Genomic DNA, 19046 nt, shown 5'->3' with positions numbered 1-19046 from the left:
CAGCTGCAGGGCCACCTGTTCGGGGGAGATGCCGATGCGCTCCAGCGGCGCCAGCAGCCGCTCCAGCACATCGACCAGATCGCTGGGGCGTGTGCTCACGGTCAGCGCCATGCCCAGCGTGGAGGCGCAGACCAGGCGCAGCGCGCTGGCGGCGGCCAGGGCGTAGTGCTGCATCCACACATGGAAGGCAGCAACCAGCAGGGCGGCCACGGTGACCGACAGCATGAGCCGCCGTGCGCCCTCGGTGGCGCGGCCCAGCGACAGCCACAGCAGGCCGCAGGCGGCGCCGGCCAGGGCCAGCAGCCACGGTGAATCGATGAGGAACAGGCCCGTTCCCAGCAGCGCCATGAGCAGCAGCTTGCGGCCCGCGCTCCAGGCATGGAGCCAGCTGGTGTATTCGCTGTAGAGGCTTCCCATGGCGGCCGGCTCCTGCGTCAGTCCTGCGCTTGCAGCCGACGTGCCACGTCGGCTTCATAGGCCGCGCAGACCTCATGGCCGGGGCCGTCTGCGCGCACTTGGCCGCGCTCCAGCCAGAGCACGCGGCCAAAGCTGCGCACGTGGTCCAGCACATGGGTGGAGACCAGCACCTGCTGCTCGACGGCCGCGATGTCCCGGGCCAGCCGCGCCTGGCCCGGCAGGTCCAGGCTGGCGAAGGGCTCGTCCAGCAGCAGCACGCGCGGCGCGGCAATGAGCAGGGCCAGCCAGCACACCTGCTGGCGCTGGCCCTGGCTGAGCCCGGCCACGGCGCGCGGTGCCCAGTCGGCCAGGCCGCGGCTGGCCAGCAGGGCACGGGCGCGCTCCGTGGCCTCGCGCCGCGAGATGCCCGAAGGGCGCAGACCCAGGGCCAGCTCTTCCTCCACGGTGGGGAAGATGATCTGGTCGTCGGGGTTCTGGAACATCAGCCCGACCTGGCCCGGGCGCTGTGCACGGGCCTCGTGCAGTTCGGTGCCGTCCAGCAGCACGCGCCCGGCCTCGGGCGCATCCAGGCCGCACAGCAGGCGGAACAGGCTGGTCTTGCCGGCGCCGTTGTCGCCGATGAGGCCCACGCGCGGCTCGTCCAGCCGCAGGTCGAGGCCGTCAAAGACTGTTGTGATGCCGCGCCGCAGGCGCACGGCTTCCACGCGCAGGCTGGCGGCGCTGGCAGGACGGTCGGCAGTTCGGGAGGATTCGGGCATGGCAAAGGAAAGCGGGCACTTACCTGTAATGCACGCAACCGCAAGGGATCTTGCCGTTGTACAGGCCTGTCGGGGGCGGATTCTAGCAATGCCGTCCAGGCCGTACATCAAGGCTTGAAAGACGGCAATCGATATAAGCACCGTATTTTTTATTCTTTTGTTTGAACAACGTTTTGCAACACACTCGTTAGAACACTAATGACGGCAGATCCAGGGGATTCGCCTGTGCTTGGCGACGACGCAAGACAACGCATGCCCATCGGCTTGCAACTGCGTCCAACTCCTCAACACAGGGCCCGGAAATTGCGCGCCATTGCCTGGAGATGGCGGTGCAAAGGCTGCCGTTGCCGATCCCAGGACCGTTTTCACTGCCGAACCGAGACTCCATGACCGTCCAGACCGCCCATTTGGCCCCGGAAAACGCGCTGATCCGCCTGCGCGACCTGCAAAAGAAATTTGTAACAGCCGATGGCAAGCACTTCGATGCCGTGCGTTCGGTATCGCTGGACATCGGCCAGGGCACGGTCTTCGGCCTGATCGGCAAGAGCGGCGCGGGCAAGTCCACGCTGCTGCGCCTGATCAACCTTCTGGAGCGTCCCGACAGCGGCGAGGTGGTGGTGGCAGGCCAGCGCCTGACCGACCTGGGCCGCCGCGCGCTGCGCGAGGCGCGCCAGAACATCGGCATGATCTTTCAGCAGTTCAACCTGCTGCAGAACGCCACCGTGTTCGAGAACGTGGCCTTTCCGCTGCGCATCCACGGTGGCCATTCGCGTGCCCATATCGAGCAGCGCGTGCGCGAGTGCCTGGACATCGTCGGCCTGACCGACAAGGCGGCCAGCCATCCTGCCCAGCTGTCGGGCGGCCAGAAGCAGCGCGTGGCGATTGCGCGCGCCCTGGCGCCGCGCCCGCAGGTGCTGCTGTGCGACGAGCCCACCTCGGCGCTGGACAGCGAGACCACGCGCTCCATCCTGGCCACGCTGGCGGACATCAACAGCCGCCTGGGCGTGACCATCGTCATCGTCACGCACGAGCTGGCCGTGGTCGATGCGCTGTGCAGCGAGGTGGCCATCATCGAGCAGGGCCAGGTGGCCGAACGCTTCACGCTGCCCGCCCTGCCGCAGGGCCGTGCCTACGAGGCGCCGCAGCGCGCCACGCTGCTGGGCAGCGAACTCGAGGCCCTGCGCGTGGAGCGCGCCGACAAGGCCCTGCGCGAGCGCGGCGCCACCCGCCCCGTAGTGCTGCGCGCCGTGGGTGGCTCCGAGCACTGATGGGGTCTTCACCCCTTCCCGTTTTCCCCTTCTTTTCGATTCCGCATTCCCATGTCTGAAAACATCGTCGAAATCCTGCCCGAGCTGTGGCTGGCCATGGGCCAGACCCTTTTGATGCTGGGCATCGGCCTGTCGGCCGCCGTGCTGATCGGCGGCCCGCTGGGCGTGCTGCTGTTCCTGCTGGGTCCCGGCCAGTCGCTGGACAACCGCCCGGCCTTCGCCGTGCTGAACTGGACGGTCAACACCGTGCGGTCCTTCCCCTTCATCATCTTGCTGGTCGCGCTGGTGCCCTTCACGCGCTGGCTGGCCGGCACCTCCATCGGCCCGCTGGCTGCGGCCGTGCCGCTGTCCGTGGCGGCCATTCCCTACCTGGCACGCCTGGTGGACCAGTGCCTGCGCGATGTGCCGCGCGGCGTGATCGAGGCCGCGCACGCCATGGGCGCATCGGAGCTGCAGATCGTCTGGCGCGTGCTCATCGTCGAGGCGCGTTCGGGCCTGGTGCTGGCGCTGACCGTGCTGGCCGTAAGCTTTCTGTCGTACTCGGCCATTGCCGGCGTGGTGGGCGGCGGCGGCATTGGCGATCTGGCCATCCGCTACGGCTACTACCGCTTCCAGACCGATGTGATGGTGCTCACCGTGACCATCCTCGTGGCCATGGTCCAGGTCATCCAGTTCGTGGGCAACACGGCGGCCCGCCGCCTGGACAAGCGCGGCTGAGCGCGCTGTCCAGACCCGCTTTCTTCTTTCTTCCCGCTCTCTCCCAAAAAAAGGATTCCGACATGACCGCATCCCTTTCCTTCGTGCGCCGCCACCTGCTGGCCTCGGCCGCCGCCCTTGCCGCTGCCAGCGTGCTGGCGCTGCCCGCCCACGCCCAGGCCGACAAGAAGCAGCTGGTGATCGGCGGCACGGCAGGCTCCAACATCGACCAGCTCAAGCAGGGCATCGTGCCGCTGCTGCAAAAGAAGGGCTACCAGGTCAAGCTGGTGGAGTTCAACGACTACGTGCAGCCCAACCTGGCGCTGGCCCAGGGCTCGCTGGATGCCAACTTCTTCCAGCACCGTGTCTACCTGCAGAAGTTCGCGGCCGACCAGAAGCTGGATCTGGTGGAGCTGGTGCAAGGCCCCATTGCCCCGCTGGGCGTGTATTCCAAGACCCGCAAGACCCTGGCCGAAGCCAAGGAAGGCGACCGCGTGACCCTGCCCAACGACCCGAGCAACCTGGCGCGTGCGCTGGTGCTGCTGGAGCAGGCCGGGCTGATCAAGGCCAAGCCCGGCATCGATCCGCTGCGCGTGTCCGAAAAGGACCTGGCCGAGAATCCGCGCAAGCTCAAGTTCATCCCGCTGGAAGCCGCACAGCTGCCGCGTTCGCTGGGTGACACCGAGTACGCCATCATCAACGGCAACTTCGCCATCTCTTCGGGCCTGAAGCTGACCGAGGCCGTCTCGCTGGAAAAGACCCCCGACCACTACCTGAACGTGGTGGCCATCAAGAAGAAGGACCAGGGCACGGCATGGGCCAAGGACCTGGCCGAGGTCTACCGCTCCGCCGAATTCAAGGCCGTGGTGGACAGCAAGTTCCAGGGCTACGCCAAGCCCTCCTTCCTACAGTGAGCCTGCTGAAGGCGGCCACATAATGGCTGCTTGCGGGAGGTGCCCCTCCCGCCTCTTTCCCGCCCGTTTCCCGCCACTTCCTCCAGGAGCAATGCATGAGCCAGATCAAGGTCGCTGTCATCGTGGGCAGCCTGCGCAAGGATTCCTTCAACCGCAAATTCGCCGACGCCATTGCGCGCCTGGCGCCCGAAGGCCTGGTCTTCGAGCAGGTTGCCATCGACAGCCTGCCCCTGTACAACCAGGACCATGACGGCAATGAGGTGGACGTGGTCAAGCAGTTCCGCGCCCAGATCCAGACGGCCCAGGCCGTGCTGTTCCTGACGCCCGAGTACAACCGCTCGATTCCCGGCGTGCTCAAGAATGCGCTGGACCAGGGCTCGCGCCCCTACGGCAAGAGCGTCTGGGCCGGCAAGCCCGCTGCCGTGGCCGGCGTCTCCGTGGGTGCCATCGGCACGGCGCTGGCGCAGCAGCATCTGCGCAATGTGCTGGCCTACCTGGACATGCCCACGCTGGCCCAGCCCGAAATCTTCATCCAGGCCAAGGATGGCCTGTTTGCCGAAGACGGCTCCATCGGCGCCGGCAGCCGCGACTTCGTGAGCGGCTTTGTGCAGAAGTTCGCTGCCTGGGCGCGCAAGCACCAGTGAGCGGTGCGGCAAAGCCGCTCAAGACACAAAAAAGCCCGGCAATGCTGGGCTTTTGCGTTGCAGCTCCTGTGAGCGCAGAGGTCAGGAAGCGTCAGGAAGCGGGAGAAGGGTTGGCAATCGCCGCAGCAGGGCGTGCGGCGGACGATGCCTTCTCGCGCGCCTGGGCCTGGTCGATGGCGTCGATGATCACCACGCCCGTCGACTTGACGCCGGGCGCCGAAAAGCCGGCACCGGGCGTCACGCCGGGATGGGCCAGCAGCTTGCGCGTCATTTCCTGGTTCAGCTGCTGCTGGCTGGGCTTGGCGGGGGTGGGCGTGGCGGCAGGCTGCTCGGGCTCCTCGGGCGCAGGTGTCTCGTCGGTGTTGCGCACATAGCTGCGGTACACGCGCGAATTGAGCTGCTCCTGGTCCTGCTCGCGCTGGTACTGCATGAACTGGTAGACGCCGATGCCCAGCACGGTAATGGCCAGCAGGGACACGGCAATCACCGTGATCACCAGGTTTTCATCGGACGGCGGGCGGACATGGACATGGACAGGGCCGCGGGGCCGGGCATGGGGACGGTGGCTTGTGGCTGGCATGGATGGAAGGCAGTGAATGCAGTAAGGCTGCCTGGATATCGGCAGGTCCGCCGTCTTTCTGAAATACAGACGGTTCGTGTCGGACAAAGCCGCGAATAGGGCGGTGATGGTTCAGCCTACCAGCTTCATGTGTCTGCGAAAGCCCATCGCGCATTGCTTTTTTCAAAGGAGGTGCAGAGGCGGATACCTCTTTTATTCGCCACAGTCCATTGGGAGCATTCCGGACGGCCCGGCACGGCCGCTGTCTTGCCTCTCCAAAAGCAAAAGCGCCTGGGCCGAAACCCAGGCGCTTGTCCATTCATTGAGCATGCAGCCCCTGCGGGCTGCAATGGCCCTCAGGCGGCGATGGCCGTTTCCTGATTGGCGGCAGCCGCTGCACGCACGATGTCGCTGCGGGCCGATTCCAGGGCCTTGGCCTTGGACTCATCGCCCATGGCCACGCCTTCTGCGCGCACGATGCTCACATCGGTGATGCCCAGGAAGCCGAACACCGTCTTCAGATAGCTTTCCTGGTGCTCCAGGGCCTGGCCCATTTCGCTGGTGGAGTACACACCGCCGCGCGTGGAGGCCACGATGACCTTCTTGCCCTTGGCCAGGCCTTCGGGGCCGGCTGCGGTGTAGCGGAAGGTGCGGCCGCCCTGGGCGATGCGGTCGATCCAGGCCTTGAGCTGGCTGGAGATGGTGAAGTTGTAGAACGGAGCGCCAACCACGACCACATCGGCCGCCAAGAACTGGCTCACCAGGGCTTCGGAGATGGCGTTCTGTGCGCGCTCGGCTTCCGTCGTGGCGGCCTGGCCGGTGCGAAAGCCCATGGACACTGCGTTCAGGTGGTCGGGGGCGTTCACGGCCAGATCCAGGTATTCGACCTTGGCGCCGGGGTTGGCGGCCACCAGGGCAGCCACGGTCTGGGCGGTCAGCTGGCGGGACACCGAAGCGGCGCCGGTGATGGAAGAGTCGATGTGCAGCACTTGCATGGAAAAGCTCCTGGGATGTCGGTTGGGATCGCGGTTGGGATCGGCCACTCGGGAAAGCTTGTAGGGCCGACGATGGGATCAATTGTGAATTTGGACAGAGTCTTTGATAAGCCGCCGAAATTGCGATAGATTGTCCTGAATTTGCAGTCAATGAGCACAGGGGAGGGACGCGCGACATGATGGATCTCAACGACATGCTTTACTTCGCCGAGGTGGTGGAGCGCGGCGGCTTCGCCTCTGCCGGGCGGGCGCTGGGCATACCCAAGTCGCGGCTGTCGCGGCGCGTGGCGGAGCTGGAGGCCCGGCTGGGCGTGCGCCTGCTGCAGCGCACCACGCGCAAGCTCTCGCTGACCCAGGTGGGCGAGGCCTATCTGCGCCATTGCCAGGCCATGCGCGATGCGGCCCTGGCCGCCGCCGACACCGTGGCCGAGGTGCAGACCGAGCCGCGCGGCACCATCCGCGTGAGCTGTCCCGTGACCCTGGCCCAGACCGTGCTGGGCGAGCTCATGCCCCAGTTCCTGCAGCGCTGCCCGCTGGTGCATGTGGAGATGCAGGTGACCAACCGGCCCGTGAACCTGGTGGAGGAGGGCATCGACGTGGCGCTGCGCGTGCGCCCCAGCCTGGAGGACAGCGGCTCCATGGTCGTCAAGCGGCTGGATGTGGCGCGCCAGATCCTCGTGGCCAGCCCGGAGCTGCTGGAGCGCCAGGGCACGCCACGCGCCCTGGCCGACCTGCAGCACCTGGACAGCATGTCCATGTCGGCGGTGGATGGCCAGTCCAGCCTGCTGCTGGTCGGCCCCGAAGGCCGCGAGCAACGCCTGCAACTGCAGCCGCGCTACGTGGTGGATGACCTGCTCACGCTGAAATTCGCGGCGCTGGCCGGCAGCGGCATGTGCTGGCTGCCCGACTACATGTGCCACGAGGAACTGGCCGAGGGCCGGCTCGTGCACCTGCTGCCGGGCTGGGAGCCGCCCCAGGGCATCGTGCACGCAGTCTTCCCCTCGCGGCGCGGCCTGGCGCCGGCCGTGCGGCATTTCCTGGATTTTCTCGGCGAGACCGTGCCGGGGCGCAACAGCCATGCCACGCGCGATCCGGCCGGACGCTAGGGTTGGGTTGCACCTCGCCACGCCATAAGAAAACAACAAAACGTTCGTTGGGATAGTTGGCGGTGTTCTCCACAATCGGGGCCCATGTCCAGCAATGGACAGTCCAGGAGAACCCATGAATCCCCACCGCATCATCATCGTGCCCGGCTGGCGCAACTCCGGTCCTGACCACTGGCAAAGCCTGTGGGCGCAGCAGCTGCCGCATGCCGAGCGCGTGGAGCAGGACGACTGGCTGGTGCCCCACCGCGATCCCTGGGTGGCCGCGCTGGAGCAACTGGTGCTGTCCCGGCCCGAGCCAGTGGTGCTGGCCGCCCACAGCCTGGGCTGCATCACGGCCGCGCACCTGGGCCCCGAGGCCAGTGCGCGCGTGCGCGGTGCGCTGCTGGTGGCGCCGGCCGATCCCGAGCGCCGTGCCCAGCTGGCCGACTTTGCGCCCGTGCCCTATGCGCCGCTGCCGTACCGCAGCGTGCTGGTGGCCAGCAGCAACGACCCCTACTGTCCGATCCGCCGGGCCGGCGCCTATGCGAGGGCCTGGGGAAGCGAGTTCGTGCGGCTGCAGAACGCGGGGCACATCAATGTCGAATCGGGCTTTGGCGACTGGCCCCTGGGCCTGGCGCTGCTGCAGTCGCTGATGCAGGGCGACAGCTGGCAGCCGGCCCAGCCCCGGCCTGCCGTGCGTTCGCCGCGCTCGCCGCGTTCGCCACGTGTGGCGGCTGCGCATGCCTCCGTCTCTGCGGGCACTGGCGCTGGCGCGCCATGGGCTGCCGGCCTGTGATGGGCCGGCGGGGGACCGCGGGCAGGGCAGGTCCTTTATATGGTGACAGGCCATTAACAAACAAAAATATATTCTTTTGAGTTTTAAGTCAGCGTTCGCACAATGTGACTGTCTGTGAATACACCGCAGAGATGTCCACTAATAAAAGGCAGCGAACCATGCATTCTTTGAAGCTCAAGACTTTGTTGGCCACCCTGGCGCTGGCCGCCGCGGGAACGGTATCGGCGCAGAACCAGCTGCTCAACGTTTCCTACGACGTGGCACGCGAGTTCTACAAGGACTACAACGCCGCCTTCGTCGCCCACTACAAGAAGACCAAGGGCGTGGACATCAAGGTGGACCAGTCGCACGGTGGCTCCAGCGCCCAGGCGCGCGCCGTCAACGACGGCCTGGCCGCCGACGTGGTGACCTTCAACACCACCACCGACGTGCAGTTCCTGGCCGACAGCGGCGTGGTCGCCAAGGACTGGGCCAAGAAATTCCCCAATGACGCCTCGCCCACCACATCGACCATGCTGTTCCTGGTGCGCAACGGCAATCCCAAGAACATCAAGGACTGGAGCGACCTGATCCGCCCCGACGTGAAGGTCGTGGTGGTCAATCCCAAGACCGGCGGCAATGGCCGCTACGCCTACCTGGCGGCCTGGGGTTCGGTGCGCGAGAAGGGCGGCACCGACGCGCAGGCGGCCGAGTTCGTGCAGCAGCTCTACAAGAACGTGCCCGTGCTGGGCAAGGGCGGCCGCGACGCGACCAGCATCTTCCTGCAGCGCAATATCGGCGACGTGCTGATCACCTTCGAATCCGAAGTGGTCTCCGTGGACCGCGAATTCGGCAAGGGCAAGGTCGATGCCGTCCATCCCTCGGTGTCCATCGTGGCCGAGAACCCCGTGGCCGTGGTCGAGCGCACCGTGGCCAAGAAGGGCACGGGCCAGCTGGCGCACGACTACCTGGCCTGGCTGTACTCCGACGAAGCCCAGGAAATCGCCGCACAGCACGCGCTGCGCCCCCGCTCCGAGGCCGTGCTCAAGAAGCATGCCGATGTGTTCAAGCCCATCAAGCAGTTCACCGTGGCCAAGTATTTCGGCTCGCTGTCCGAAGCCCAGAAGGTGCACTTCAACGACGGCGGACAGTTCGACAAGATCTACGTCCCCGGCAAGTAAGCACGCAAGCAGGCATGAAGGCGGCGCAGTCCGCCTGAGGCCCCCTCCCCACATTGGCTGATTTGGAATCCAACATGGTGTCTGCCGTTCCGACCAGCCCAAGGCCTGGCGCCGACGCTCCTGTGCCCGCACCGTCCGGTGCGGCGCGCAAAGGGCGCGGCGCCAAGCGCGTTTTGCCCGGCTTCGGGCTGACCTTGGGCTATACGCTGTTTTATCTGAGCCTGATCGTGCTGATCCCGTTGTCGGCACTGCTGTTCAAGACCTTCTCGCTCACCTGGCCCCAGTTCTGGGAGGCCGTGGCCTCGCCGCGCGTGCTGGCCTCGTACCGGCTGACGTTTGGCGCCTCGTTTGCGGCGGCCTGCGTGAACCTGGTGTTCGGCCTGCTGATCGCCTGGGTGCTGGTGCGCTACAAGTTCCCGGGCAAGAAGATCGTCGATGCCCTGGTGGACCTGCCCTTTGCTCTGCCCACGGCCGTGGCCGGCATTTCGCTGACCGCCTTGCTGGCCGGCAACGGCTGGGTGGGCCAGTACCTGGAGCCCTACGGCATCCAGCTGGCCTTCAACCCGAACGGCGTGGTCATTGCGCTGATCTTCATCGGCCTGCCCTTTGTCGTGCGCACGGTGCAGCCGGTGCTGGAAGACTCCGAAAAGGAGCTGGAAGAGGCTGCCACCAGCCTGGGCGCCTCGCGCTGGCAGATCTTCTACAAGGTGATCCTGCCGGCCATCACGCCCGCGCTGCTCACGGGCTTTGCCATGGCGTTTGCACGCGCCATCGGCGAGTACGGATCGGTCATCTTCATCGCGGGCAACATGCCCATGATTTCTGAAATCACACCGCTGATCATCATTGGCAAGCTGGAGCAATACGACTACGCAGGCGCCACGGCCGTGGCCGTGGTGATGCTGCTGTTCTCCTTCGTGATGCTGCTGGTCATCAACGCGCTGCAGGCATGGCAGCGCAAGCATTCGGGAGGGGCTTGAGATGGCGTTGTCTCCACAGGAAGCATTGCTTCTCAAGATCATTGGCGCGGTGCTGGTCGCCGTGCTGGTGCTGTACAGGCTCACCGCGCCCCCGAAGGGCCGGCGCGAAAAGCTCACCACCACCGAGCCGCGCGCCGTGCGCTGGATTCTCACGGGCATTGCGCTGATCTTCATCGGCCTGTTCCTCGTGCTGCCACTGGCGGCCGTGTTCACCGAGGCGCTGCGCAAGGGCTGGGACGCCTATGTCGCCGGCCTGCAGGAGCCCGATGCCTGGTCGGCCATCAAGCTGACCCTGATCACGGCGCTGATCGCCGTGCCGGTGAACCTGGTGTTCGGCGTGGCGGCGGCCTGGTGCATCGCCAAGTTCGAGTTCCGGGGCAAGGCCTTTCTGATCACCCTGATCGACCTGCCGTTCTCGATCTCGCCTGTGGTGGCGGGCCTGATGTACGTGCTGGTGTTCGGTGCCCATGGCTGGTTCGGCCCCTGGCTGGCCGAGCATGACATCAAGATCATCTTCGCCGTGCCCGGCATCGTGCTGGCCACCATCTTCGTGACCTTCCCCTTCATCGCCCGCGAGCTGATCCCGCTGATGCAGGCGCAGGGAAGCGACGAGGAGCAGGCCGCCATCGTGCTGGGTGCCACGGGCTGGCAGACCTTCTGGAAGGTCACCGTGCCCAACATCAAGTGGGGCCTGCTGTACGGCGTGATCCTGTGCAATGCGCGTGCCATGGGCGAGTTCGGCGCGGTGTCGGTGGTCTCGGGCCACATCCGCGGCCAGACCAACACCATTCCGCTGCATGTGGAGATCCTCTACAACGAGTACCAGTCCGTTGCCGCCTTCGCTGCCGCCTCGCTGCTGGCCCTGCTGGCCCTGGTGACCCTGGTCATCAAGTCGGTGGCCGAGTGGCGTGCCGAGCAGCAGGCCAAGGCCGCTGCCGACCTGCCTCCCGAGCGCCCCACGGCGGCATCCCAGGCTTCCCAGGCATCCCAGGTGCCGCAGGTGTCCTGAACCTCGGCCCCGACCAGACAAAAGCAAGAGCAAGACCATGAGCATTGAAATACGCAACGTCAGCAAGCAGTTCGGCGATTTCCAGGCCCTGCGCGATGTGAGCCTGGACATCCAGTCCGGCGAACTCATCGCACTGCTCGGCCCCTCGGGCTGCGGCAAGACCACGCTGCTGCGCATCATCGCGGGCCTGGAGACGCCCGACGTGGGCAGCATCCACTTCAGCGGCGAAGACACCACCGATGTCCATGTGCGCGAGCGCAACGTGGGCTTCGTGTTCCAGCACTACGCGCTGTTCCGCCACATGACCGTGTTCGAGAACGTGGCCTTCGGCCTGCGCGTGAAGCCGCGCAGCCAGCGCCCCAGCGAGGCCCAGATCCGCGAGAAGGTGATGAGCCTGCTCAAGCTGGTGCAGCTGGACTGGATTGCCGAACGCTTTCCGTCCCAGCTGTCGGGCGGCCAGCGCCAGCGCATTGCCTTGGCCCGCGCCCTGGCGGTGGAGCCCAAGGTGCTGCTGCTCGACGAGCCCTTCGGCGCGCTGGATGCCAAGGTGCGCAAGGAGCTGCGCCGCTGGCTGCGCCGCCTGCATGACGAGCTGCATGTGACCTCCATCTTCGTGACCCACGACCAGGAGGAGGCACTGGAGGTGGCCGACCGCGTGGTCGTCATCAACCAGGGCCGCATCGAGCAGGAGGGCACGCCCCAGCAGGTCTGGGACAACCCGGCCACGCCCTTCGTCTACGGCTTTCTGGGCGATGTCAACCTGTTCAAGGGCCGCGCCAGCGATGGCCGCGTCTACCTGGACGACGGCACCCAGCTGGACAGCCACGATGCCAAGGGCGCCAGCGACAGCAAGGCCTTCGCCTATGTGCGCCCGCACGATCTGGAGGTGGAGCGCTACTCGCCCGGCCAGAACCTGGACGTCCAGGGACGGCCCACGGGCATCGTCGTGCAGCTGGCCCGCGCCATCGTCGTGGGGCCCATTGCGCGCCTGGAACTTATTCCATCGGAGAGCACCGAAAGCACGGACAATGCCGAAGAGGGTGGCCTGATCGAGGCGCAGATTCCTGCGCAGCAGTTCAGGGACATGGCCCTGCGCGAGGGGGAAACCCTGGTGGTGACACCGCGCCGTGCCAAGGTGTTTCTGGACGAGGCGGCTGGCATCTGACGGCGCGGCAACGGCTTCCTGCACCCGCTGAACAGGGCTGCAGCGCCGGGCCGGCGCCGCAGCCCTGATTTCATTCAACCGGGTGACGAAAGACAAGAATGCTTCAATGGTTTGACAACGCTCCGCGCCGCATCCTGGCGCTCATCAGCCTGGCCTGCGTGGCCATGCTGGCCTTCGGCATGTATCTGCAGCATGTGGTCGGGCTGGAGCCCTGCCCGATGTGCATCGTGCAGCGCTATGCATTGATCGGCGTGGCCCTCTTCACGGGCCTGGGCAGTGTGCGCGGCGGTCGCGGCTGGCTGATCAGCTGGGGCGTGCTGGCGCTGGTGGCTGCAGGCTTTGGCGCCTTCGTCGCCGCGCGCCAGAGCTGGCTGCAGTGGTATCCGCCCGAGTTCGCCACCTGCGGTCGCGACTTCTACGGAATGATCGAGAACTACTCCATCAGCCGTGCCGTGCCCATGATCTTCCGTGGCTCGGGCGACTGCGCTGCCGTGGACTGGAGCTTTCTGGGCGGCTCCATCGCCAACTGGTCCTTCATCTGCTTCGCCATCATGAGCGTGGCCGTCTTGGTGCTGCTGGTGCGCGGCGCTGCCCGCAGGCGCTGAGGCCTAGGCTGAGGCTTGCGCCAGTCGCCGCTGCAGCGACTGGGACATGGTGCTCAGGATGAGCCAGCAGGACGTGGCGCCCGCGTCCAGCACGCCGATGGAGCGCGGCCCCAGCCGGGCCGAGCGCCCGATGCGCGCCTGCAGGTGGCGCGTGGATTCCTTGCCCGCCTCGGCCGCGGCCTCCATGGCCTGCAGCGCCTCGCGGAAACCGGCGCCGGCCTGCAGCGATTGCCGGTAGGCCTGCAGGGCCGGGGCCAGCGTGTCGATGAGGGTCTTGTCGCCCACCTGGGCCTTGCCCATCCCCTGCACATCGGCGACGGCCCGCACCAGCGCCTGGCCGAACAGGGCGGCATCCATCTCCTGCTCCGGCCCAAGAACATCGGCGAAGCCTTGGAAGAAGCTGCCGTACAGCGGGCCCATGGAGCCGCCGATATCGTCCATCAAGGCCTGGGACAGCTGCTGAAGCGCCGCAGGCAGTTGCGCCGCCTGGCTGGCGTCCATGGCATCGAGCCGTGCGCCGCAGCCGGAAAAGCCCTTGGCCATGTTGATGCCGTGATCGCCATCGCCGATCAGGCCGTCGATCTCGCTCAGGAACTCGCGGTGGCTGACGATGGCCGTGATCAGTTCACGCACGATGCTGCCCGCGCCATCGAGCGCGATGGCCGGCCCTTGGCTGGTGCGCCTTGCGGCTTGGGGGCGGGCGGTTTGTGCCTGTTCCTGGGCCTGTGCCTGCGTTCGTGCCGGAGCAGAGGGCAGCGTTGGAATGGCCTCCTGCGGCTGGGGCGGCAGCCCGCCGGCCAGGGTCAGCGCGACTGACTGGCAGGGTGCCTTGAGGCAGGCCAGCAGCTCGTCGTCCAGCTGCATCAGCGTGAGTGTGATGCCCATCATCTCCAGCGACGTGAAGAGATTGCCCACCAGCCGGAAGGCCACCTGAATGCCGCGTTCTTGCAGGCGCCGGGCGACTTCGCCATAGAGGATGTACTGCTCCATCAGCGGCGTGGCGCCCAGCCCGGACAGCAGCACGGCCACGCGGTCGCCCGGGGCGAAGGGCAGGTCGGGCAGCAGGGTGTCCAGCATGCGCTCGGCCATATCGGCCGCCGTGGCCGTGGGGTGCACGGACATGCCGGGCTCGCCATGGTGGCCTATGCCCACCTCCATGCTGCCGCGCTCGATATGGAAGTTGGCCTTGCCCACGGCGGGAATGGTGCATGCCGACAGGCCGATGCCGATGCTGCGCGTGCGGGCCATGGCATGCCGGGCGAGGGCGATCACTTCGTCGAGGCTGGCGCCCATGGCTGCCCGGGCGCCCGCCACCTTCCACATCAGGATCTCGCCGGCCACGCCGCGGCGGATGGCCTCGTCGCCCCGCGCGGCGGAAGGCACGTCGTCGTTGGCCACCACGGTCCTGACCACCATGCCTTCGGCCGCGGCCATCTGCACGGCCATGGCCACGTTCATGTTGTCGCCCGCGTAGTTGCCATACAGGCAGGCCACGCCGGCGCCGCCATCGGCCGCGCGCATGGCGTCGTAGAAGCTTCTGGCCGTGGGGGACGAGAAGACCTCGCCCACGGCGGCGGCGTCGCACAGGCCTGCGCCCACATAGCCCAGAAAGGCCGGTTCGTGGCCCGACCCGCCGCCCGTCACGATGCCCACCTTGCCCCTGCGTGGCGCGCCATGCAGGCGCACGACGCGGGCATTGCCGGCGTCGATGCGCAGGGTGTCGCCATGGGCGGCGATCCATCCCTGGAGCATGTCCTCCACCACCCGGTCGGGGTCGTTGATCACGCGGTTGGTCGTCATGCGTTTGTCTCCTCCAGGTGCGGTCCCGGCGGGTGTGCCGAAGACTGTTCATATGATCATTGAATGGTCATTTTTGATTTGTTGAAATTGGCATGTCAATGCCTTTTGGCTATTCAATAGCCAAGGGAAAACGATAGGATTTGATGGATTTTGTAGAAAATTCAACAGGTTACGTATTTATCTTGCCGGTTCACATAGCTATCGTTGTTTGACAACTGCTCTCCGATTGAGAAGACTCTCAAAAAACATTGATCAAATGATCATGTGATGGTCTTTTGTAATGAAGGGATGCCATGAAGCTGGCCATCGGCTGCGACGAAGCCGCCTGCGACCTCAAGAACGCCGTGAAGCAGCATCTGCTGGCCCAGGGCCACGATGTGGCCGACTTCGGCACGCACGACGGCGAGCCGGTGCTCTATCCCGACATCGGCATCGCGGTGGCGCAGGCCATCGTCCAGGGCCGCCATGAGCGCGGCATTCTCCTGTGCGGCACGGGCATAGGCATGGCCATTGCGGCCAACAAGGTGGCAGGCATCCGCGCCGCGCAGGCCCATGACACCTATTCGGCCGAGCGCGCCAGCCGCAGCAACGACGCGCAGATCATCACGCTGGGCTCGCGCGTGATCGGGGTGGAACTGGCCAAGGCCATCGTGGACCGCTTCCTCGCATCGCGCTTCGATGGCGGCAGCTCGGCCCTGAAGGTGGATGCCATCACCGGCTTCGAGCGCTCGCAGGCCGCCGCGGCCGGGCGCGGGCAGGGCGCGTGACCATGGGCACCGGCACCCGTACCGATACCGGCACCGCACTGCTGCAGGCGCGCGGCGTGGCCAAGTGCTTCGGCGGCGTGCCTGCGCTGCGCAACGGCTGCCTTGAGCTGCAGGCGGGCAGCGTGCACGCGCTGTGCGGCGGCAATGGCGCAGGCAAATCCACCTTCCTGAACATCGTGATGGGCCTGTTGCGGCGCGATGCCGGCGAGATACTGCTCAAGGGCCGGCCGGTGGATTTCGCCACGCCGCACGAGGCGCTGGCGCACCGCCTGTCCATCATCACGCAGGAGCTGTCGCCCATCCCGGGCATGAGCGTGGCCGAGAACATCTTCCTGGGCCGCGAGCCCCGGCGCGCCGGCGTGGTGGTCCGCCATGCCGCGCTGCTGGAGCAGGCGGATGCGCTGCTCAGGCAGCTGGGCTTCGATATCGATCCGCGTGCGCAGATGGGCCGCCTGAGCCTGGCGCAGACCCAACTGGTGGAGATTGCCAAGGCCCTGAGCCGGCAAAGCGAGCTGATCATCATGGACGAGCCCACCTCGGCCATTGGCGAAAGCGAGACCGCCATCCTCTTCGACGCGATACGCCGCGTGACCGCGCAGGGCGCCGGCATCCTCTATGTGTCGCACCGCCTGACGGAGATCTTCACCATTGCCGACAGCTACACGGTGTTCCGCGATGGCGGCTTCGTGCAGACCGGCGCGCTGGCCGATATCGACCGGCGGCAGCTCGTGAAGCTCATCGTGGGCCGGGAAGTCCGCGCTGCCGCCAGCGAGCGCAGGGCTGCGGCGCCGGGCGAGCCGCTGCTGTCGGTGCAGGGGCTCACGCGCCGGGGCGAGTTCGAGGACATCAGCCTGGACGTTGCCCCCGGCGAGGTGCTGGGCATCTACGGACTGATGGGATCGGGCCGCAGCGAATTCCTCAACTGCCTGTACGGCCTCACGCGCGCCGACCAGGGGCAGGCGAGCCTGGGCGGGCTGCCCCTGCCGCGCGGCAATCCGGCGGCGTCGATCAAGGCGGGCCTGGCCCTGGTGACCGAGGACCGCAAGGCCACGGGGCTGGTGATGAGCTCCTCGGTGCGCTTCAACACCAGCTTGCCCGCACTGCCGGGCCTGCAGCGCGCCGGGGTGGTGGATGGCGCGGCAGAGCGCGTGCTGGTGGGCGGCCTGCTGCAGCGCCTGCGCGTGAAGCTGGCCAGCCCGGCCATGCCGGTCTCGGGCCTGAGCGGCGGCAACCAGCAGAAGGTGGTGCTGGCCCGCTGCATGGCCACCAACCCCGTCTGCCTGCTGTGCGACGAGCCCACGCGCGGCATCGACGAAGGCGCCAAGCGTGAGGTGTACGCCTTCCTGGCCTCGCTGGCCGCGCAGGGCCATGCCGTGGTGGTGGTGTCCTCCGAGGCGCCGGAACTGCTGGAGCTGAGCGACCGCATTGCCATCTTCCGCAAAGGCCGGCTTGACCGCGTGGTGGCCGGCCACGGCATCACGCAGGAGGCGCTGATGCACCTCGCTTCCTGAGCCCGGGCGCCGCCCGTGCTGCGTTTTTCCCCTTGCCTTTCACAACACACAGGAGACATGACCATGCCGTTTTTCCGCTTCACCACCGTGCTTGCCGCCGCGCTTGCCGGTGGGCTGTTCCTGGCCGCAGCGCAGGTCCGGGCCCAGGCTCCGGCCCCGCTGCCGGCACCAGCACCAGTACCCGCACCGGCCAAGCCCTACCGCATAGGCGCGGCCGTCTATGGGCTCAAGGGCGAGTTCATGCAGATGTGGACCAAGGAGCTGAAGGCGCATCCGGCCGTGAAGGACGGCACGGTGCAGATCACCGTGTTCGACGGCAACTACGACGCGCTGACGCAGAGCAACCAGTTCGACACCATGATCACGCAGAAGTACGACGGCATCCTCTTCGTGCCCATTGACCTGAAGGCGGGTGCGGCGCCCGTGCAGAAGGCGGTGAAGGCCGGCATTCCCGTGGTGGGCTCCAACACGCGCGTGCAGGGCGATGTGCTGACCTCCTACGTGGGCAATGACGATGTGGTGGCCGGCCGCATGCAGGCCGAGGCATTGATGAAGGCCATCGGCGGCAAGGGCAATATCGTCGTCATCGAGGGGCCCATAGGCCAGTCGGCACAGATCGAGCGGGCGCGCGGCAATGACGAGGTGCTGGCCCGCCACAAGGATGTGAAGGTGCTGGCGCGCAAGACCGCCAATTGGTCGCGTGCCGAATCCATGGGACTGATGGAGAACTGGCTGACCGCATTCCCGGGCCAGATCCAGGGCGTGATCGCCCAGAACGACGACGAGGCCCTGGGCGCGGTGCAGGCCATCAAGACCAAGGGCATCGATATCAAGACCATCCCGGTGGTGGGCGTGGACGGCGTGGCCGCCGCCATCACGGCCGTCAAGCGCGGCGAGATGACCACCAATTTCCAGGATGCCCAGGCCCAGGCGCAGGGCGCGCTGGATGTGCTGCTGCGCCAGCTTGTCGGCCCGTCCTACCGGCCGCGCTCGGTGGTATGGAGCGAGTATGCCCAGGCCATGCCCTGGGGCGACGGCACGGCCAAATCCTACGAGGTGCCCTGGACAGCCATCGTGCCCGCCAATGCCGACGCCTTCTTGCAGAAGGTGCGCAAATGAGCGCCGCCGGCCTGGAGCGGGACTTCGACGGTCGCACGGCCCTGGTCACCGGCGGCGCGGGCGGCATCGGCCTGGCGATTGCCCGGCAGCTCGCCGAAGGCGGTGCGCGTGTCGTCCTGGTGGATCTGGAGCGGCAGGCACTGGACGTGGCCGCTGCCAGCCTGGCGGAGCCCCGGCACCACCTGGCGCTGGCGGTGGATGTGACCAGGCCCGAGGGCGTGGAGCAGGCGGTGGCCACCGTGCTGGAGGCCACGGGCCGCATCGACATTCTGGTCAACAGCGCCGGCGTGGCGCTGCTGGAGCCGGCCGGCGAAATCAGCGAGGCCGCGTGGGAGCGCACGCTGGCCGTCAACCTCACGGCGCCGCTGCTGCTGGCCCAGGCGGTGGCCCCGGCCATGCGCCGCCAGCGCCACGGACGCATCATCAACCTGGCTTCGCAGGCCAGCGTGGTCGCGCTCCGGCGCCATGCCGCCTATTGCGCCAGCAAGGCGGGCCTGGTGGGACTGACGCGCGTGCTGGCGCTGGAGTGGGCGTCCGACGGCATCACCGTCAACGCCATCTCGCCGACGGTGGTGGACACGCCGCTGGGCCGCAAGGCCTGGGCCGGGCAGGTGGGGGAGGCCATGCGGGCGCTCATCCCCACGGGCCGCTTTGCGCAGCCCGAGGAGGTGGCGCGGCTGGCCGTGTTCCTGGCCGGTACGCACGCCGGCATGCTGACGGGCGAGAACATCGTCATCGACGGGGGCTACTCCATCCAGTGAGCGGCCTGCCGGCCCCACGCTTGCATCAACGCGGGAA

General features: G+C 67.0%; 20 protein-coding genes. 15 read left to right on the top strand and 5 right to left on the bottom strand.

The features are described from left to right. Both JHD82_RS19325 and JHD82_RS19320 read right to left on the bottom strand, forming a co-directional pair. The coding region (locus JHD82_RS19325) for a CbiQ family ECF transporter T component (protein WP_199138186.1) at window positions 1-417 on the bottom strand (417 nt) is incomplete at its 3' end. 17 nt (window positions 418-434) lie between these two features. Then, window positions 435-1175: an energy-coupling factor ABC transporter ATP-binding protein gene (locus JHD82_RS19320; protein ID WP_199138184.1), complete on the bottom strand. Its 741-nt coding sequence runs from the start codon at window positions 1173-1175 to the stop codon at window positions 435-437. A 386-nt stretch (window positions 1176-1561) separates the two neighbouring features. On the opposite strand from JHD82_RS19320, the gene JHD82_RS19315 reads away from it, so the two are divergent. The 4 genes from JHD82_RS19315 (at window position 1562) to JHD82_RS19300 (ending at window position 4697) form a co-directional block, all read left to right on the top strand. Further along, window positions 1562-2443, top strand: coding sequence for a methionine ABC transporter ATP-binding protein (locus JHD82_RS19315; protein ID WP_013801688.1), 882 nt, complete (start codon window positions 1562-1564; stop codon window positions 2441-2443). A 51-nt stretch (window positions 2444-2494) separates the two neighbouring features. Further along, entirely contained in the window at window positions 2495-3160 is a 666-nt protein-coding gene (locus JHD82_RS19310; RefSeq protein WP_012206396.1) for a methionine ABC transporter permease, read from the top strand. Between the two features lie 62 nt (window positions 3161-3222). Continuing rightward, window positions 3223-4053 carry a MetQ/NlpA family ABC transporter substrate-binding protein gene (locus tag JHD82_RS19305; protein WP_013801689.1) on the top strand — a complete coding sequence of 277 codons (831 nt, stop codon included), beginning with the start codon at window positions 3223-3225 and terminating at the stop codon, window positions 4051-4053. A 95-nt stretch (window positions 4054-4148) separates the two neighbouring features. After that, complete coding sequence (locus tag JHD82_RS19300; protein WP_088164249.1) at window positions 4149-4697, top strand: NADPH-dependent FMN reductase; 549 nt, start codon at window positions 4149-4151, stop codon at window positions 4695-4697. Window positions 4698-4788: 91 nt separating this feature from the next. Here JHD82_RS19300 and JHD82_RS19295 read toward each other — a convergent pair whose 3' ends face one another. Then, window positions 4789-5277 (bottom strand): hypothetical protein, encoded by a 489-nt coding sequence (locus tag JHD82_RS19295; RefSeq protein ID WP_199138182.1) that lies wholly within the window; start codon window positions 5275-5277, stop codon window positions 4789-4791. A gap of 335 nt (window positions 5278-5612) precedes the next feature. Further along, the gene (locus JHD82_RS19290; RefSeq protein ID WP_088164251.1) at window positions 5613-6251 is read right to left on the bottom strand and encodes an FMN-dependent NADH-azoreductase; all 639 of its coding nucleotides are present in this window, start codon (window positions 6249-6251) and stop codon (window positions 5613-5615) included. Window positions 6252-6427: 176 nt separating this feature from the next. Here JHD82_RS19290 and JHD82_RS19285 point away from each other — a divergent pair, with 176 nt between their 5' ends. From JHD82_RS19285 to JHD82_RS19255, 7 genes are all read left to right on the top strand, one after another. Continuing rightward, the gene (locus tag JHD82_RS19285; RefSeq protein WP_199138180.1) at window positions 6428-7357 is read left to right on the top strand and encodes a LysR family transcriptional regulator; all 930 of its coding nucleotides are present in this window, start codon (window positions 6428-6430) and stop codon (window positions 7355-7357) included. Between the two features lie 115 nt (window positions 7358-7472). Continuing rightward, window positions 7473-8132: an alpha/beta hydrolase gene (locus tag JHD82_RS19280; RefSeq protein WP_199138178.1), complete on the top strand. Its 660-nt coding sequence runs from the start codon at window positions 7473-7475 to the stop codon at window positions 8130-8132. A 158-nt stretch (window positions 8133-8290) separates the two neighbouring features. Next, window positions 8291-9292 carry a sulfate ABC transporter substrate-binding protein gene (locus JHD82_RS19275; RefSeq protein ID WP_013801695.1) on the top strand — a complete coding sequence of 334 codons (1002 nt, stop codon included), beginning with the start codon at window positions 8291-8293 and terminating at the stop codon, window positions 9290-9292. 74 nt (window positions 9293-9366) lie between these two features. Beyond that, window positions 9367-10272 (top strand): sulfate ABC transporter permease subunit CysT, encoded by a 906-nt coding sequence (gene cysT, locus JHD82_RS19270; protein ID WP_013801696.1) that lies wholly within the window; start codon window positions 9367-9369, stop codon window positions 10270-10272. A 1-nt stretch (window position 10273) separates the two neighbouring features. Further along, window positions 10274-11281 carry a sulfate ABC transporter permease subunit CysW gene (cysW, locus tag JHD82_RS19265; protein WP_099733236.1) on the top strand — a complete coding sequence of 336 codons (1008 nt, stop codon included), beginning with the start codon at window positions 10274-10276 and terminating at the stop codon, window positions 11279-11281. 37 nt (window positions 11282-11318) lie between these two features. Then, window positions 11319-12446, top strand: coding sequence for a sulfate/molybdate ABC transporter ATP-binding protein (locus JHD82_RS19260; RefSeq protein WP_013801698.1), 1128 nt, complete (start codon window positions 11319-11321; stop codon window positions 12444-12446). A 98-nt stretch (window positions 12447-12544) separates the two neighbouring features. Next, window positions 12545-13051 (top strand): disulfide bond formation protein B, encoded by a 507-nt coding sequence (locus JHD82_RS19255; RefSeq protein WP_012206385.1) that lies wholly within the window; start codon window positions 12545-12547, stop codon window positions 13049-13051. A 3-nt stretch (window positions 13052-13054) separates the two neighbouring features. Here the strand turns inward: JHD82_RS19255 and dhaL are convergent, their stop codons facing one another. Beyond that, complete coding sequence (gene dhaL / locus JHD82_RS19250; protein WP_199138176.1) at window positions 13055-14851, bottom strand: dihydroxyacetone kinase subunit DhaL; 1797 nt, start codon at window positions 14849-14851, stop codon at window positions 13055-13057. A 293-nt stretch (window positions 14852-15144) separates the two neighbouring features. Between dhaL and rpiB the strand changes: the two genes are divergently transcribed. The 4 genes from rpiB to JHD82_RS19230 all read left to right on the top strand — a co-directional run bounded on the left by rpiB (window position 15145) and on the right by JHD82_RS19230 (window position 19009). After that, entirely contained in the window at window positions 15145-15618 is a 474-nt protein-coding gene (rpiB, locus tag JHD82_RS19245) for a ribose 5-phosphate isomerase B (protein WP_199138174.1), read from the top strand. A gap of 2 nt (window positions 15619-15620) precedes the next feature. Next, window positions 15621-17129 carry a sugar ABC transporter ATP-binding protein gene (locus JHD82_RS19240; protein WP_199138172.1) on the top strand — a complete coding sequence of 503 codons (1509 nt, stop codon included), beginning with the start codon at window positions 15621-15623 and terminating at the stop codon, window positions 17127-17129. A 63-nt stretch (window positions 17130-17192) separates the two neighbouring features. Beyond that, a complete protein-coding gene (locus tag JHD82_RS19235) occupies window positions 17193-18248 on the top strand; it encodes a substrate-binding domain-containing protein (RefSeq protein ID WP_199138170.1) in 1056 nt (351 codons plus the stop codon). Then, entirely contained in the window at window positions 18245-19009 is a 765-nt protein-coding gene (locus JHD82_RS19230) for a GolD/DthD family dehydrogenase (RefSeq protein ID WP_199138168.1), read from the top strand. Before JHD82_RS19235 ends, JHD82_RS19230 begins: the two co-directional genes overlap by 4 nt. Window positions 19010-19046: the final 37 nt, after the last annotated feature.

The organism is Delftia sp. ASV31 (genome assembly GCF_016428765.1).
In the GTDB taxonomy this organism is placed as follows: Bacteria; Pseudomonadota; Gammaproteobacteria; order Burkholderiales; family Burkholderiaceae_C; genus Comamonas; species Comamonas acidovorans.
This window is presented reverse-complemented; position numbering and strand designations above follow the sequence as displayed.

What these genes read in the sequence shown, in the direction of transcription:
- JHD82_RS19255 (WP_012206385.1), top strand. Translation starts at nt 12,545, where the DNA reads ATGCTTCAATGGTTTGACAACGCTCCGCGCCGCATCCTGGCGCTCATC.
- JHD82_RS19235 (WP_199138170.1), top strand. Translation starts at nt 17,193, where the DNA reads ATGCCGTTTTTCCGCTTCACCACCGTGCTTGCCGCCGCGCTTGCCGGT.
- JHD82_RS19300 (WP_088164249.1), top strand. Translation starts at nt 4,149, where the DNA reads ATGAGCCAGATCAAGGTCGCTGTCATCGTGGGCAGCCTGCGCAAGGAT.
- JHD82_RS19285 (WP_199138180.1), top strand. Translation starts at nt 6,428, where the DNA reads ATGATGGATCTCAACGACATGCTTTACTTCGCCGAGGTGGTGGAGCGC.
- dhaL (WP_199138176.1), bottom strand. Translation starts at nt 14,851, where the DNA reads ATGACGACCAACCGCGTGATCAACGACCCCGACCGGGTGGTGGAGGAC.
- cysT (WP_013801696.1), top strand. Translation starts at nt 9,367, where the DNA reads ATGGTGTCTGCCGTTCCGACCAGCCCAAGGCCTGGCGCCGACGCTCCT.
- JHD82_RS19310 (WP_012206396.1), top strand. Translation starts at nt 2,495, where the DNA reads ATGTCTGAAAACATCGTCGAAATCCTGCCCGAGCTGTGGCTGGCCATG.
- JHD82_RS19315 (WP_013801688.1), top strand. Translation starts at nt 1,562, where the DNA reads ATGACCGTCCAGACCGCCCATTTGGCCCCGGAAAACGCGCTGATCCGC.
- JHD82_RS19230 (WP_199138168.1), top strand. Translation starts at nt 18,245, where the DNA reads ATGAGCGCCGCCGGCCTGGAGCGGGACTTCGACGGTCGCACGGCCCTG.
- JHD82_RS19240 (WP_199138172.1), top strand. Translation starts at nt 15,621, where the DNA reads ATGGGCACCGGCACCCGTACCGATACCGGCACCGCACTGCTGCAGGCG.
- JHD82_RS19290 (WP_088164251.1), bottom strand. Translation starts at nt 6,251, where the DNA reads ATGCAAGTGCTGCACATCGACTCTTCCATCACCGGCGCCGCTTCGGTG.
- JHD82_RS19320 (WP_199138184.1), bottom strand. Translation starts at nt 1,175, where the DNA reads ATGCCCGAATCCTCCCGAACTGCCGACCGTCCTGCCAGCGCCGCCAGC.
- JHD82_RS19260 (WP_013801698.1), top strand. Translation starts at nt 11,319, where the DNA reads ATGAGCATTGAAATACGCAACGTCAGCAAGCAGTTCGGCGATTTCCAG.
- cysW (WP_099733236.1), top strand. Translation starts at nt 10,274, where the DNA reads ATGGCGTTGTCTCCACAGGAAGCATTGCTTCTCAAGATCATTGGCGCG.
- JHD82_RS19275 (WP_013801695.1), top strand. Translation starts at nt 8,291, where the DNA reads ATGCATTCTTTGAAGCTCAAGACTTTGTTGGCCACCCTGGCGCTGGCC.
- JHD82_RS19305 (WP_013801689.1), top strand. Translation starts at nt 3,223, where the DNA reads ATGACCGCATCCCTTTCCTTCGTGCGCCGCCACCTGCTGGCCTCGGCC.
- JHD82_RS19280 (WP_199138178.1), top strand. Translation starts at nt 7,473, where the DNA reads ATGAATCCCCACCGCATCATCATCGTGCCCGGCTGGCGCAACTCCGGT.
- JHD82_RS19295 (WP_199138182.1), bottom strand. Translation starts at nt 5,277, where the DNA reads ATGCCAGCCACAAGCCACCGTCCCCATGCCCGGCCCCGCGGCCCTGTC.
- rpiB (WP_199138174.1), top strand. Translation starts at nt 15,145, where the DNA reads ATGAAGCTGGCCATCGGCTGCGACGAAGCCGCCTGCGACCTCAAGAAC.